General features: G+C 63.7%; 12 protein-coding genes. 5 read left to right on the plus strand and 7 right to left on the minus strand.

Going from position 1 to position 13,674, the window contains the following annotated elements; translation table 11 throughout:
* Positions 1-15: 15 nt before the first annotated feature.
* Positions 16-693 (minus strand): helix-turn-helix transcriptional regulator, encoded by a 678-nt coding sequence (locus tag HMPREF1868_RS01265; RefSeq protein ID WP_062529683.1) that lies wholly within the window; start codon positions 691-693, stop codon positions 16-18.
* Between the two features lie 369 nt (positions 694-1,062).
* Here HMPREF1868_RS01265 and HMPREF1868_RS01270 point away from each other — a divergent pair, with 369 nt between their 5' ends.
* From HMPREF1868_RS01270 to HMPREF1868_RS01290, 5 genes are all read left to right on the plus strand, one after another.
* Entirely contained in the window at positions 1,063-2,352 is a 1,290-nt protein-coding gene (locus HMPREF1868_RS01270) for a transporter (RefSeq protein ID WP_062529685.1), read from the plus strand.
* Between the two features lie 79 nt (positions 2,353-2,431).
* Entirely contained in the window at positions 2,432-4,582 is a 2,151-nt protein-coding gene (locus tag HMPREF1868_RS01275) for a hydantoinase/oxoprolinase family protein (protein WP_062529687.1), read from the plus strand.
* A 5-nt stretch (positions 4,583-4,587) separates the two neighbouring features.
* Positions 4,588-5,313: a hypothetical protein gene (locus HMPREF1868_RS01280; protein WP_062529689.1), complete on the plus strand. Its 726-nt coding sequence runs from the start codon at positions 4,588-4,590 to the stop codon at positions 5,311-5,313.
* Positions 5,288-6,628: an FAD-dependent oxidoreductase gene (locus HMPREF1868_RS01285; protein ID WP_062529691.1), complete on the plus strand. Its 1,341-nt coding sequence runs from the start codon at positions 5,288-5,290 to the stop codon at positions 6,626-6,628. The genes HMPREF1868_RS01280 and HMPREF1868_RS01285 overlap by 26 nt, the downstream gene beginning before the upstream one ends.
* A 73-nt stretch (positions 6,629-6,701) precedes the next feature.
* Positions 6,702-6,986, plus strand: a complete 285-nt coding sequence (locus HMPREF1868_RS01290) for a PTS sugar transporter subunit IIB (RefSeq protein WP_062529693.1) — start codon at positions 6,702-6,704, stop codon at positions 6,984-6,986.
* A gap of 148 nt (positions 6,987-7,134) precedes the next feature.
* Here the strand turns inward: HMPREF1868_RS01290 and HMPREF1868_RS01295 are convergent, their stop codons facing one another.
* The 6 genes from HMPREF1868_RS01295 to HMPREF1868_RS01320 form a co-directional block, all read right to left on the minus strand.
* Positions 7,135-7,323: a hypothetical protein gene (locus HMPREF1868_RS01295; protein WP_156439368.1), complete on the minus strand. Its 189-nt coding sequence runs from the start codon at positions 7,321-7,323 to the stop codon at positions 7,135-7,137.
* A gap of 166 nt (positions 7,324-7,489) precedes the next feature.
* A complete protein-coding gene (locus HMPREF1868_RS01300; RefSeq protein WP_062529697.1) occupies positions 7,490-9,154 on the minus strand; it encodes an NAD(P)/FAD-dependent oxidoreductase in 1,665 nt (554 codons plus the stop codon).
* A 1-nt stretch (position 9,155) separates the two neighbouring features.
* A complete protein-coding gene (locus tag HMPREF1868_RS01305; protein WP_062529699.1) occupies positions 9,156-10,475 on the minus strand; it encodes an aminoacetone oxidase family FAD-binding enzyme in 1,320 nt (439 codons plus the stop codon).
* Positions 10,476-11,330 (minus strand): Mrp/NBP35 family ATP-binding protein, encoded by an 855-nt coding sequence (locus tag HMPREF1868_RS01310; protein ID WP_062529701.1) that lies wholly within the window; start codon positions 11,328-11,330, stop codon positions 10,476-10,478.
* Between the two features lie 141 nt (positions 11,331-11,471).
* Positions 11,472-12,836, minus strand: a complete 1,365-nt coding sequence (locus HMPREF1868_RS01315; RefSeq protein WP_062529703.1) for a hypothetical protein — start codon at positions 12,834-12,836, stop codon at positions 11,472-11,474.
* Positions 12,823-13,380 carry a sigma-70 family RNA polymerase sigma factor gene (locus tag HMPREF1868_RS01320; protein WP_062529705.1) on the minus strand — a complete coding sequence of 186 codons (558 nt, stop codon included), beginning with the start codon at positions 13,378-13,380 and terminating at the stop codon, positions 12,823-12,825. The genes HMPREF1868_RS01315 and HMPREF1868_RS01320 overlap by 14 nt, the downstream gene beginning before the upstream one ends.
* Between the last annotated feature and the right edge of the window lie 294 nt (positions 13,381-13,674).

The following is a 13,674-nucleotide window of genomic DNA, read 5'->3' on the forward strand; positions in this document are numbered from 1 at the left end:
TCAAGGTAGAGGAGGCTATTTCTCACTGAGCGTTAGCTTGTGCTCGGGTTCGATGAGGTCCTCCATGCTGCATCCGAGCACACGCGATAGCTTGAGAATCGAGAGCGCCTGGCCCTTATTGATGTCTTTCTTCCGTTGCTCGTATTGTTGTATGGATCTCAGGGACACGCCAGAGAGTCTCGCGAGGTCCGTCTGTGTGATGGATTTCTGCAGCCGCCGGATAGCGAGCTGTGTCTGGTCGTGGTGCCTGGTCGTGCGGCAGATGATTTCTTGTAGGCATTTCTCAATATCTTGCTCGCCGAGCTCATTGTGAAGCCTGCGTAATCTCTCAAGGGGAAGCGTCTTCGGGAGCGTGGCAAAGGAGTCTCCCGACGCCTCGTGGTAGCGCAGTACGATCTGCCCGCACCATCTGGCAAAGTGCTCCCGTTCTTTCGATATACGAGGAGTGTCCTGAATCATGAGGTCAAGGTTACTGCCGGCGTCATCCCTGAGTGCCAGGACGAGTTCTATGCCCGAGGCATAGCCGAAGCTTCTTTTGCCCCTTGGAGAGTAGCGGGCTGCGATTTCCGAGTTGCAGAACTCAGGATAGAAGGTTACAAGCCCTCCGGGGAGGTATCGATCTGCGAACTCGAAGGCCCTTCCCAGGAGGCTCGCATCAGTGGCAAGGTGCCTGTTCTCGTTCTCTTCTGCCATGCCTTACCTCCTGCCGCAAGTGTTGAAAATATGGAAGAACTGTGGTGTATAGACCTTTCACCGAAAGCGCATTCTCCCAGACCTTTTGGGTTTTCATGACCCACGCGAGCAAGCTAGACCTAATGGGATAGCTAACTCTGTGGAGATAGTACTCCCCACAAGCATGGTTAGAGATTGGTCCTTCCTCAAGCGGCGCGGCTCACCTCACATCTCGTTTGAAGACTAGCTCCCCTTTTTTGGAGTTTACGCTCGCGGATGAGGGGGCTGCGGAACTACCCCTGCTGTCGTAGACATTGACAGAGGTCAGGAGACGTAGCGTCCTGACACGAGCAAACAGGCAGTTCGAAGGTGCGGAAGAAAAGAGGAAACATGGAAGTACTCCAAGTGGTGCTGATTCTCGCCGTATTTATCGGTGGCGTTGCGCTCATGATGACGAAAAAGCTCCCGGCAATCCTTGCGCTGCCCTGCATGGGAGTCCTCATTGCGGCAATTGCCGGCGTACCGTTCGCGCTGCCTGCGGGTGCCGACCCCACCAAGGACCAGTCAATCACCACCTACGTGATCGCTTCCGGAGCCACCAAGCTCATGTCGACGATTTCGGTGACCATCTTTGGTGCGATCTTCGCGAAGGTCGTCCAGAAGGAGGGCATCTCTGACGCTATCATCCGCAAGGCCGCCGAGATGGCCGGTGACAAGCCAGTCGCCATCGCCATTGCGCTGACCGCGGCGACTGCGATCATCTTCACTGCAATGAGCGGTGCCGGACCCGTGATTATGGTCGCCCAGATCGCTGTTCCGCTGTTCCTCTCCGCTGGCATCGAACCTGTTGTCGCCGCGTCGCTCGTACTGTTGGGCCTCAACATGGGCCTGCTCTTCAACGTATCCCAGTATCAGCTCTACGTTGACACCATCGGCATGAGCATGGATACCATCACGTCTACCTCCGTGGTCATGGGCATCGTGTGCGTTGTCGTGACCCTCGCCTACATCCTTGTGAATGTCAGACGCGACGCCAAGGCGAGCGCCTGGGCCATGAGCGTCAGCACTGGTGCTAAGAAGGTCAGCCCCGTTGCCCTCGTAATGCCGCTTGTGCCCATCGTCCTCGTGTTCTTCCTCAAGTGGAACGCCGAGACCTCGCTGCTGGTGACCATCGTCGCGACGGTCCTCATCTCTGGTCCTCGAGATGCCGTGCAGGTGCTCTCGAGCTCCGTCGTTGAGGGAATCAAGGACGTTGCTGGCGTCATTGGCCTCATGATTGGCATCGGCATCCTGCTGAACGGCGTGTCCGCGACGGCGACCTCTGCACTCATGCAGCCGATCATTAGCAAGATCCTCCCGTCCAACCCCATCGTGTACGTCCTCGTGTTCACCGTTCTCTCGCCTCTTGCCCTGTACCGTGGCCCGCTTAACATGTATGGCCTTGGATCCGGCCTTGCGAAGATCTTTGCGGCAGCTGGCATACTCTCCGCTCCTGCAGTGGGCATGGCCCTGAGATCCACGAGCGTTGTCCAGTGCGTTGCCGACCCGACCAACACGCAGAACGTGATCGTTGCCGACTACGCGAGCGTGGACGTCAACGACATTCTCAAGTCGACGCTGCCTTACACCATGGTCATGGCACTCTGCATCCTTGTCTATACGGCCGTCGTCCTCTTCTAGCGGGTGCGGCACTCATGGGGTGGCCCCTTTCTTGGGACCACTCCAGCACGAATCGACTCGAGGCACGTAAGGAAGGCACATGGCCGACAGGAAAGTACGCATTGGCATCGACGTGGGCGGCACCTTCACGGATGCGGTCGTCCTCGATGATGAGACCTATGAGGTCATCGCGAAGGAGAAGGTCCCCACCACGCACCACGACCCCAGGGGCGTGGCCGCCGGCATCGTCCAGACGATTGCCGATGTGCTCAGGAATAACGACATCTCACCTGAGGACGTGACTTTCATTGCGCATGGGACGACCCAGGCGACTAATGCCCTCCTCGAAGGCGACGTAGCGAAGGTGGGCATCGTGGGCATGGGTGCCGGAGGCCTTGTCGGTCGTGCTGACGGCGAGACGACCGTAGGCAACATTAAGCTTGCCCCTGACAAGTATCTGGAGACGGAGCACGAGTTCATTGACTCGTCGAATCTGGATGACAGCTCCATGCGTCAGGCGGTCAAACTCTTGCGTGACAAGGGCTGTGAGGTGATTGTCGCCTCTGAGAGCTATTCGGTGGACGATTCCACCAACGAGCGCAGGCTCATCAGCATTGCCGACCAAGAGGGCGTAGTCGCCACTGGTGGCTACGAGATTTCGCAGCTCTATGGACTACAGGCACGCACCCGCACTGCCGCGGTCAACGCGGCGCTCATTCCACGCATGATGGAGACGGCCAATATGACCGAGGGTGCCGTAAAGGACGTGGGTATCACGCGCCCCCTCATGATTATGCGCTGCGACGGCGGCGTCATGAGCATCGACGAAGTGCGCAAGCGTCCCATCCTCACCATGCTCTCGGGTCTCGCAGCCGGCGTTGCTGGCGCCCTTATGTACGAGAAGGTTACGGACGGCATCTTCCTTGAGGCTGGTGGCACTTCCACGGATATTTCCGTCATCAAGGACGGGAAGGTAATGATCAAGAACGCCGAGGTGGGCGGGCACAAGCTCTATCTCACCTCTCTTGATGTACGTACGCTTGGCATTGCGGGTGGTTCCATGATTAGGGTGGTGGATGGGCACCTTTCTGACGTGGGGCCGCGCTCCGCACACATTGCCGATCTTGACTACGAGGTGTTCGCCCGTCCCGAGGACATGCTTTCTCCCGCGGTGGAGCTCGTGGCGCCACTACCGGATGATGAGGCCAACTACGTTTCGATTTCCTGCGGGGGTGGAAAGTCCTTCGCGCTTACGCTTACGGGAGCGGCCAACGTGCTTGGCTACGTGCCAGAAGGCGATTATGCTGCCGGCAACGTCGAGGTGGCGCGTCTGGCCTGGGGTGCTTTGGCGGAGCAACTAGGTACGAGCGTGGATGGGCTTTGCCATCAGGTAGTGGACATTGCTACGGCGAAGGTCGAGGCCATCGTCTCGCAGCTCGTCACCGAGTATTCACTCAACCCCAACCTCACGAGCCTGGTGGGTGGCGGCGGCTCAGCTGCAGTCGTGGCGCCTGCACTGGGCAAGCGTATGGGCATTCGCCATCGTCTGGCACACAACGCTCCGTACATCTCCACTATCGGCGTGGCTCTTGCCCTCGTGCGCGAGCAGATTGAGCGCAACGTGGCGAATCCTAGTGACGAAGATGTACGACGTATCCGCCATGATGTCATGGAGGCGGTCACCCGCGCGGGTGCTGATGAGCGCACGGTAGACATCTCCGTGGAAATTGATTCGCAACGTAACATCCTTCGCGCTACGGCGACTGGGGCAACCGAACTCAGGACCAAGGACCGCGTGCAGAGGTCAAAAACTGACGACGAACTCAAGGCCATCGTCGCCGAGGCGTTGGGCATTCCTGTAGGTGACGTGAGCACCTTGTGTGTCCAGGGACGCTGGCATGTGCTCTCAGGAACCCTGCAAAAGAAGTCGTTCTTCGGCCTCATCTCTTCCAAACGAGAGGTCGTGCGCGTGCTCGACGAGGATGGCGTCATTCGCCTGCAGCGCAATGACGCGCGTGTGCTCCAGTTCACCCGTTCGGAGCTGCAGGGTTCGTTCGCACGCTTTGTGAGCGATATGACGAGGTACAGTGACGCGGGTGAGACGCTACCGAAGACCTTCCTGTTCTTCGGCCAGAAGATGAGTGACCTCTCGGGTGTCCTCAATATGGAGCAGCTTCTGAGCCTGGCAGAGATGGAGCTCGAGTTCGTGGCCAGTGATGAGACCATCATTGCTGTTGCCGCACGGGACTAGAGACCATGCTTGCGGCGCTGTACGAAAACCCGTCTGACGCTGCTCGCGAGCTGCTCGGGTCCTCGGACGAGCTGTGCGCAGCGCTCGAATTCTTGAAGGACCCGCTTGCATCCCAGCTTTCTGACGAGGAGGAGAGGGCCTGTGTTCGCGATGCTATGGAGGCGGGCCATGAGGCTGCTTGCCAATGGGTGGGGAATGACCTGCTCAGCACGCTTGCAGAGCATGGCTTCTTTTTACGGCAGATTGAGACGGGTGTGGTGGACACTACCGTGCGAAACCGCATACAAGCACGGCTGGTATGCCAGAAAGATGGCGGCACGCTTGACCTGTTCATGCCCCAGCTGCGGCACAAGAGCGAGGTGCTTGCTGCGCTATGTGGTGACGGTATGCCCAAGGACACCCTTTCCTGGCTCATCGACCTGCACATTGCTCACGAGTTCTTTCATTACCTCGAGCATCGCGAGGGGAGGAGCGTAGGCATGCGCATGCGTCCAGTGTGCATGCAGGGTCTCCTGCGTGTTAGGAGTCGACACTTGTCGTCGCCGAGCGAGGTTGCGGCTCATGCCTTTGCCTACGACATGGCAAGTGGTCCCGTGAGGCCGACAGCGAGCGACTATCTCGTGCTGTTGGCAGATGGTGCCATGACCGGCACCGAGGTGGTCGAACTGGTGGCTTCGGCACGACGGTTTGTCAAAGGGGGCTCTCATGAACGTGCAGAAAGACGTTGTTGAGGCACGGCTTCTTGGCCATTGGGACACCGTGGTCGTTGGTGGAGGCACTGCAGGGGCAAGCGTTGCTGCGAGCGCGGCACGGGAAGGAAATTCCACGCTCGTCGTTGAGGCCGGCTCCGTTCTGGGAGGCTCAATGACACGAGCGTTGGTCTCCCCGATGATGCCGTCCTTCGTACCGGGGCACGGACAAAACCTCACCCTCATCGAGGAGGGTCTTCGCGCATGCGGCCTTGAAACGCGTGAGCTTAATGCCTCGATGGGATATGTCTGGCATAACCCAGACGCGATGTCGAGCGTACTTGATGATCTGGTGAGTGATGCTGGAGCCCAGGTGCTGTTTGGCGCCAGCCTCGCAGGCGTGAAAGTGGAGGGCGTTCGCATCGTCTCCATTTGCGCAGGCTGCCCTGAGGGGTTCGTGCGCATCGAGGCGGACCAGTTCGTCGATGCGACGGGTGATGCCCTGCTGTCGAGGATGGCAGGAGTTCCCTGCGACAGGGGAGATAGCCTGGGACACAACCAGATGTCATCCCTGCGCTTCGAGATGGCCGGCATCGACATCGACGCCTATCGTGCCTATTGCCTTTCACTCGGAGACCATTTCTCACCGCTTGTTGACGGCTACTTTTGGGAGTCTGCCATGGTGGTGGCTAAGGGCTTCAAGCTCGAGCCACTGTTCAGGAAAGGCGTCGAAAAGGGATTGCTCAAGGAGGAAGACCTCGTCTACTATCAGTGCTTCTCGCTTCCTGGCATGCCAGGTTGCATGGCCTTCAACTGTCCTCATCTCACTGGTCTGAAGAATAATGAGAGCACCCTTGATCGTTCGAATGCGCTTATTGAGGGTCGCAGAAAGATAAGGCGTCTCGTAGACTTCCTGACGAAGATGATGCCCGGCTTCGAGCATGCCTTTCTTATTCGCACGGCGGACATGTTGGGCGTGAGGGAGTCATGGCGCGTGCATGGTACCTACACATTCACCGAGGAGGACTATCTCGCACGAAGGCGCTTCGACGATGCCGTGGCGAGGGGTGACTGGTACATCGATGTGCATTCGGTCTCGCGTGGTCTTGTGCACATGGATAAGTACGAACGGGGAGAGTTCTATGAGATTCCCTATCGCTGTCTCACCAACGAGGCCATAGAAAACATGTTGACCGTGGGCCGTTGCATCTCTACGTCGTTTTTGGCACAGGCGAGCGTACGTATACAGCCGACAGTAATTGATACGGGAGATCGTGCTGGTGTCGCGTGCGCCTTGGCAAAACGTGAGGGTGTCACGCTCTCATGTTTCGAGCCTAGGAACCTCATTGAGCCATGATGCGTGACCCATCGTTCACGTGGGCGGAAGGGCATGCTATTCTTTCCTTACACGAGTGTGGAAGGAGAGCCTCATGTCCGCCAAGGTAGTCGTCGCGTGTGGTCACGGAATCGCAACTTCGCACATGGTCGCCCAGAAGGTGGCCAAGCTGCTCGCTGCCGAGGGCGTCGAGGCAAACGTCGTTGCCGTCGACATGGACTCTCTGGCAGAGCAGCTCAAGGACGCCGACGCCTACATCCCCGTGGTGAAGACCGAGGAGGAGCTTGACGTCCCTACCTTCAACGGTGTCGCCTTCGTTACGGGCATGGGCCAGGACGAGGAGCTCAAGCGCCTGATCGAGGCCATCAGGGACAAGTAGCTCGCGGCTAAGAGAAGAGAATCGGGCCGACCGGCGGGAAATTCCCGCCGGTCGGCCCCTTGCGTCGCAAGTCATTTGTTCCACGCTATTCCATGCCGCAGGCGCCATGCCGCACGCCTTTGACCTCCGCCACCCTTCGGGGGCAACGTCAGCCCAGCATTCTGCCCGCCACGGTGACGGCGACCATCACCACCACGGCGACCAGCACCACCAGACCGACGTTTGCCTGTGAGGCACCCAGCTCGCGCATGGAGTCCCTCACCGACTCGTGCCACCTCTCGGTCTTCCTCTGCTCCTCGGGGCTTGCGGCCGAGCGGTCGACCCTGACCTCCCGCATCTTGAGCCACCCCCCATTCACGCGAACCGTTCTCGCTTGGGGTTGGTCTACCCACGGCAACACCCCGACGATGGGATTTCGCTCCAAAAGGAGGCAAACCCTCCGCAGGTGGCGATGGGGGAGGCGGGAGAGAACCCTGGGACGTAGGGGGTCCCTCTCCGTCGCCCTACGCCAGGCTCCCCACCAGCGCCTCGGCCACGCGCAGTCCGTCCGTGGCCGCGCTCATGATGCCGCCCGCATAGCCCGCGCCCTCGCCGCAGGGCCAGAGGCCGGGAGTCGAGGTGGACTGGAGGTTCTCTCCCCTGGTGATGCGGACGGGAGAGCTCGAGCGGCTCTCGACCCCCGTGAGCACGGCGTCGGCGAGCGAGAAGCCGTGCAGCTGGTGGTCCATGGCAGGTATCGCCGCGCGCAGGGTCTTTGTCACGTAGTCGGGAAGGCAGCACGAGACGTCGCCCCAGGCCACGCCGCGGGGGTAGGTGGGCCGCACCTCCCCGCCGGCGGAGGAGGGGACGCCCTGCAGGAAGTCTCCCACCAGCTGGGCGGGCGCCACGTACGCGCCGCCTCCCGCCGAAAATGCCGCTCGCTCGCACTGGCGCTGGAGTCCCACGCCGGCGAGGACGTCGTCCCCGGGCAGGTCCTCGGGGAAGACGTTGGCGAGGAGCCCCGAGTTCGCGTTGGTGCCCGCGCGGTCCGAGAGGCTCATGCCGTTGGTCACCACGCCGCCCGGCTCGCTCGCGGCGGCAACGACGTATCCGCCGGGACACATGCAGAACGAGAAGGCGCTGCGCCCGGAGTCCAGGTGGGCGACCAGCTTGTAGGGGGCGGCGCCCAGGGCGGGGTGCCCCGCAAAGGGGCCATACTGGGCGCGGTCGACGAGGGCCTGCGGGTGCTCGATACGCATGCCCATGGCGAAGGTCTTGCGCTCCAGCCTGACGCCGGAGTCGCGCAGGAGCTCGAAGACGTCGCGGGCGGAGTGTCCGCAGGCCAGGACCACGTCGGTGGCGGGAACGCGCTCCTCGACGAGGATGCCCCCCGCACGCTCCTCCTCGAGCGTGACGCCGCTGACGCGTCCCCCGGCAAGGGAGAGTCCCACCATCCTGCTGCCGAAGCGGACCTCCCCGCCCAGATCGCGGATGCGCTGGCAGACGTTGGTGACCACCGTGGGCAGCACGTCGCTGCCCACGTGGGGCTTGGCGTCCCAGAGGATCTGACGCGACGCGCCTGCGTCCACGAGGGTCTGGAGGATGAGGCGGTGCGCGGGGCTCTTCGTGCCCGTTCCCAGCTTTCCGTCGGAGAAGGTCCCGGCGCCGCCCAGGCCGAACTGGACGTTGCTCGAGGGGTCCAGCTCGCCGGTGCGATTGAAGCGCTCGATGTCGGCGCTGCGCCGCCGTGCGTCCCGGCCGCGCTCCACGAGCAGGGGCTCGAGCCCGGCCTCGGCCAGCGAGAGCGCGCAGAAGAGTCCGGCACAGCCCGCCCCGACGACCACGGGACGCCGGACGGGAGCGGTGCCCAGGTGGGCCGGCCAGGCGAGCCGATCCTCCTCGACCTGGCGGAGCTGCCGCAGGACGGGGGAGTGGCGGCGCCTGAGCCTGCGCAGGAGCTCGGCTTCCGCGTTGGCCCCTCCCCGCAGCTGCATGCGGGCGCTGTAGCTGAAGTGGACGTCCGACTTCTTGCGCGCATCCACCGAGCGCTTGCGCGGCTGGACAGCCGCGAGGTCGTCGGGCGTCAGGTGCAATCGACGGAGGACGGCGCGCCTCAGGGCAAGCTCCTCCGGGCGCTCGCTGCCGTCCAGCTGGTCCAGGGGTATGCGGATGCCAGAGAGCTCGAGCACGCTAGCCTGCCTTCCTCGCGGCCTCCGCCGCGGACCTGCCAGCGACGAGGCCGCTCTTCCACGCCCACGAGAGGTTGAGGCCTCCGCAGTCGCCGTCCACGTCCAGGGCCTCCCCGCAGGCGAGGAGGCTGGGGTACGTCTCGCACCGCAGGCTCTGCGGGTCGAACTGCCTGTTCTGGAGCCCTCCCTGGCAGACCTGCGCGCCCTTCTGGGCAACGAGTCCGGTGATGCGCAGGGGGAGCTGCTTGGTCAGGTGGACGAGCCAGTCCACGTCGTCGTCGCGCGGTGCGGGGCCCAGCTGGGGCGCGCCGGGGTCCCAGCGCTCGCGTGCGAGCCGCTCGAGCAGCCGTGCGACCTCGGGGTCCAGCACGCCGTCGAGGCAGCCCGGCTCGGGGTCCATGCCCACGATCTGGCGGAGCTCCGACACGCCGTGGTCCGGCACGAGGTCGACGAGGGCCCAGTCGCCGGGACGGGCGCGCCTCGAGAGGTCGAAGGTCACGATGCCCGAGATTCCGTAGTCCCTGAAGAGGAGCTCGCCCCGCTCGTGCCAGCAGGGGAGGAGGTCGTCGTCGCGCACGAGGCTCAGGTCCACCTGGGCGCGCCTCCCGTCGAGCAGCGACAGGGGGGAGTCCTCGCAGGCCACGGGGCAGAGGGCGGGCGAGAGGGGCCTGCGTTCCAGCCCCAGGTCGTCGGTCAGTGCGCCACCGCCCACGGAGTTGGTCCCGCCCGTGGCGAGGACGACCGTCTGGGCGCGAAGCTCGCCCCGGCGCCCGGCGTCCCAGCGCGCCTCGAAGCGCAGCCGCCATCCGTCGTCGCGCGGCTCGAGCGCGACGAGCCTGCGGCCGCACGCCAGCCGCACGCCGGCCCTTCTCGCCCGCGCCAGGAGCACGTTGCGGACGGAGGCGGCCTGGCGCGAGAGGGGGTAGAGCCTGTCGTCCTCGAGCGACCAGCGCAGGCCGCAGTCGCGGAAGAAGCCCAGGACGTCGTCCAGGGGACGCTGGCCGAACGTGGCCCGCACGAACTCCGGGTCGTTGTAGCGCTGGGGGTCCAGCCTCACGGTGGAGAAGTTGCAGCGTCCGTTGCCGGTGGCGAGGATGCTGCGACCACATTCGAGCTCCGCCTCCAGCACGACGACGCTCGCGCCCTCCTCGGCGGCGACGATGGCCGCGACGAGGCCGGCGGCACCGCCGCCCACGACGCAGACGTCCGTCACGTCCGAGGGAGCTGCCTCGATGGCGGCGGAGACGAGCTCGGCCTCGCGCTGCGCGCGCGAGGGCCGCCTCTCTCCCCGTGCCCTTGTCCTGGATTTGGAGCCTGGCACCTAGGCCACCTGCTCGTGGGCCTCGATCTGCTCGACTGCCTTGGCCACGAAGCTCTCCGGGAGCACCTGTTCGAAGTTGCCCTCGTCACAGCTCCTGGCAATCCTGGGGTCGATGGGCAGCTGGTCCAGGGCGGCGATGCCAAAGTGGGCGGCCGTCTCCTGCAGCTTGCTGGGACCGAAGGGCTCCACGCGCTCGCCGCAGTTGGGACAGGGGAGCCAGCTCAGGTTCTCGACCAGGCCGATCACAGGGACCTCCATCATGGCGGCCATGTTGAGCGCCTTGCCTACGACCATCTGGACCAGGTCCTGGGGCGAGCTCACGATCACGACGCCCTCGATGGGCAGGCTCTGGAAGACGGTGAGGGCCACGTCGCCGGTTCCTGGGGGCATGTCGACCAGCAGGTAGTCGATGTCGCCCCAGCGGGTCTCCTCGAAGAACTGGCGGAGCGCCCCCATGAGCATGGGACCGCGCCAGAGCACGGGGTCGGTCTCGTTCTCGAGCACGAGGTTGGTGCTCATGACCTTGATGCCCCCGTCGGACTCGATGGGGACGAGCTTCTCGTCGCGAGCCAGGGCGTGCTTGCCGGACATGCCGAACATCTTGGGTATGGAGGGACCGGTGATGTCGGCGTCCATGATGGCCACCTTGCGGCCGTCGCGCCTGAGGCTGGTGGCGATGGCGCCGGTGACCAGGGACTTGCCGACGCCGCCCTTGCCCGAGATGACGCCGATCACGTGCTTGATGTGCGAGCCGGGCTCGGGCTGGAAGGTCTGGGGACCCTGCTGCTGTTGTCCTCCGTGGCCCAGGGCCGCATCGACCTCCCGGCGCAGCGCCTCCTCGTCTATGTCTGCCATGTGGGATTCCTCTCCTTGGGAGCGCGGCGCGCCGGGCGGGACGTGGGTCCCGCGCGCCGGCGCGCCGACGAGTTGCCGATGAGTCGATTCTACCCAAGGGGGCGGTGGTGCACCCTGGGGCGTGACGCCCCTCTCGTCCGGTTATTCCTCCGTGACGTCCGTGATCGTGTACATGGCTGCCGTCAGTCGCGGGTCACTGGCATACTGCTCGTCGCTGATCGACCCTGCGTAGGTCATGCTTTCGCCGCGCACGTGGCTGGCACTCGTGTCCCAGTCCATCCAGGGAAGCCCCGTCCGTGCGATGAGATCCGCAGGTATCGTCCCTGCTGCCTCGCAGAGCGCGTCGAATCGGTCCGACAGCACCCGTTCATAGTCGTCGACGAGTTCGATGCGATACAGCCTGGTGGTCGTCGAGCCGTCCGCGAACGTCGCGGTCACCTCGAGTCGCGCCTGACTGAGCGAGTCGTTGCAGGTCACGAAGCCGGAGATGTAGTTCTTCCTCGTCCACTCGTATGCCTTCTCGGGCGTGGACGTCGCGTCCGCGAGCGCGGAGTCGTACGCGGCCCTGAGCTCGTTCGTCCTCTTGGGCCTGCTTGCGCGTTCCTGCTCGGAGTCCTGTCCCTCCGCTTCGGCGGAGGTGTCGTCCCACGCCCGCGGGGTGGGGTTCTCGTTGTCGTCGCTGCCGTCTGGGCTGAGCGTGGCATCCAGCCAGGCGTCGAGGGCCTGCAGGGTGGGGTCGCTGTCCCAATATGACTGCATGTCTCCGGACGCCGCAACGAAGTGGTAGACGCCGTCGGCGGTGTGGTAGGAGCCGTCGGCGGACCGCTGTCCGTAGTCGATGGTGATCGACTCGGGCTGGAACTGCCCCTCTTTTGGGGCGACGAAGCCCTCCGTCTGCTCGTAGCTGCCCCAGACCGCCTGGTGCAGGCTCACGAGGTCGCGCGTTCCGACCCCGTCCGGGAACCTGTCCTTGTCCATGACGCTGGCGCGGTACTTCTCGGTGGGACTGCCGACGATGCGATACGTGACGGACGTTATGTTGTCGCCGGTGACCGAGAGGTTGAGCTTGAGCTCCTGGCTCCTTGAGACCTCGTCCGAGACGGGACGGATGCCGTCGTTGGTCGCCGCGACGCTGACCTCCTTGCTTGTCTCGGATGCCTGGGCAATCGAAAGCGAGAAGGGATGCTCCGACGCCTCGGAGGCACCCGTGCCGGAGTCCTGCGTGGTGCCAGACGGGCTTGCGGGGCTTGACATGGCCCCGATGGCCACGGCGAGTGCGAGCCCACAGGCGACCGCTCCCACTGCGACGCGGGGAAGCAGGACCGGGGAACGTCCGTGGGGCACTTGGGCGTCCTGCTGCGAGCGTATGTCGCGGATGCGGTCAATCACGCGGTCGTCGAGCCGGGGGGAGGTCCGGACCTCGGACACGGCGGACTCCAGGCCCGCCTTGATGGCCTCGTCCGCGCCGCTCGCGAAGTCGCCGGCCTTGTCATCAAATTGCCTCATAGTCGAGTCCTTCCAACGTTTTCCTTAGCTTCTCGCGCCCGCGCTGCAGTCGCGTGCGAACGGTAGACTCCCTGCATCCAGCTACTTCTGCTATGCGTGCGCAGCTCATCTCCTCGACGTAGAAGAGGAAGACGGGGGTCCGATATCTCTCCGGGAGCCTGCGCAGGGCATCCCAGAGGGGCGGGCATGAGTCCTCCGGATGGCCGCGCCCGCCCACGACGCTGTCGGAGGTCGGGTCCTCGGACGTGGAGGGCTCTCTGTCGAGCTCCTCCATCGAGGCGATGTGACGCCACCACCAGGTCCTCCTGAGGTCGTGGCAGCGGTTGATGGTGACGCGCAGGAGCCAGGCCTTGAGGTGCTCGTCGCTCTCGAACTTGGTGGGGGAGCATGCCAGCGACACGAACACGTCCTGGTAGACGTCCTCGGCGTCTGCCCTGGAACCGGTCTGTGCCAAGGCGAGGCGCAGTACCGAGTCCCCCCAGGCGCTCATCGCGTCCCGCACGAACGCGTCCGAGCGTTGGACCCTTTCTCTCCCGTCTGCCACCCCATGCACCTTTCGTTGTGAGGGACTCCATCTGTCATTAACACGGGCTGGGACGTGTCGCGTCCCACGTTTTCTTGATCCGAGCGCTGTCGGGCAGCGAGGAGTCCCCATCGTCCCGCTTCTTGTTAGCGCGTCTTGCCGCGCGCCTCGTATAATCGAGGCAATGAGGGCGTTCTTTTCGTACTGCCTCTGACGAGGGGAGGAATCCAAATGAAGGCGCACAAGTTCTTTGCATGGGCCACCGTCACCTGCTTCCTGCTCACCATGGTGACGGGCTACAAGCACGCATAGCCT

It is taken from the genome of Olsenella sp. DNF00959 (assembly GCF_001553055.1).
GTDB classification, from domain to species: Bacteria; Actinomycetota; Coriobacteriia; order Coriobacteriales; family Atopobiaceae; genus Olsenella_I; species Olsenella_I phocaeensis.

Coding starts and splice junctions, on each gene's coding strand:
- HMPREF1868_RS01280 (WP_062529689.1), top strand. CDS start 4,588: ATGCTTGCGGCGCTGTACGAAAACCCGTCTGACGCTGCTCGCGAGCTG.
- HMPREF1868_RS01285 (WP_062529691.1), top strand. CDS start 5,288: ATGAACGTGCAGAAAGACGTTGTTGAGGCACGGCTTCTTGGCCATTGG.
- HMPREF1868_RS01265 (WP_062529683.1), bottom strand. CDS start 693: ATGGCAGAAGAGAACGAGAACAGGCACCTTGCCACTGATGCGAGCCTC.
- HMPREF1868_RS01310 (WP_062529701.1), bottom strand. CDS start 11,330: ATGGCAGACATAGACGAGGAGGCGCTGCGCCGGGAGGTCGATGCGGCC.
- HMPREF1868_RS01275 (WP_062529687.1), top strand. CDS start 2,432: ATGGCCGACAGGAAAGTACGCATTGGCATCGACGTGGGCGGCACCTTC.
- HMPREF1868_RS01315 (WP_062529703.1), bottom strand. CDS start 12,836: ATGAGGCAATTTGATGACAAGGCCGGCGACTTCGCGAGCGGCGCGGAC.
- HMPREF1868_RS01295 (WP_156439368.1), bottom strand. CDS start 7,323: ATGCGGGAGGTCAGGGTCGACCGCTCGGCCGCAAGCCCCGAGGAGCAG.
- HMPREF1868_RS01270 (WP_062529685.1), top strand. CDS start 1,063: ATGGAAGTACTCCAAGTGGTGCTGATTCTCGCCGTATTTATCGGTGGC.
- HMPREF1868_RS01290 (WP_062529693.1), top strand. CDS start 6,702: ATGTCCGCCAAGGTAGTCGTCGCGTGTGGTCACGGAATCGCAACTTCG.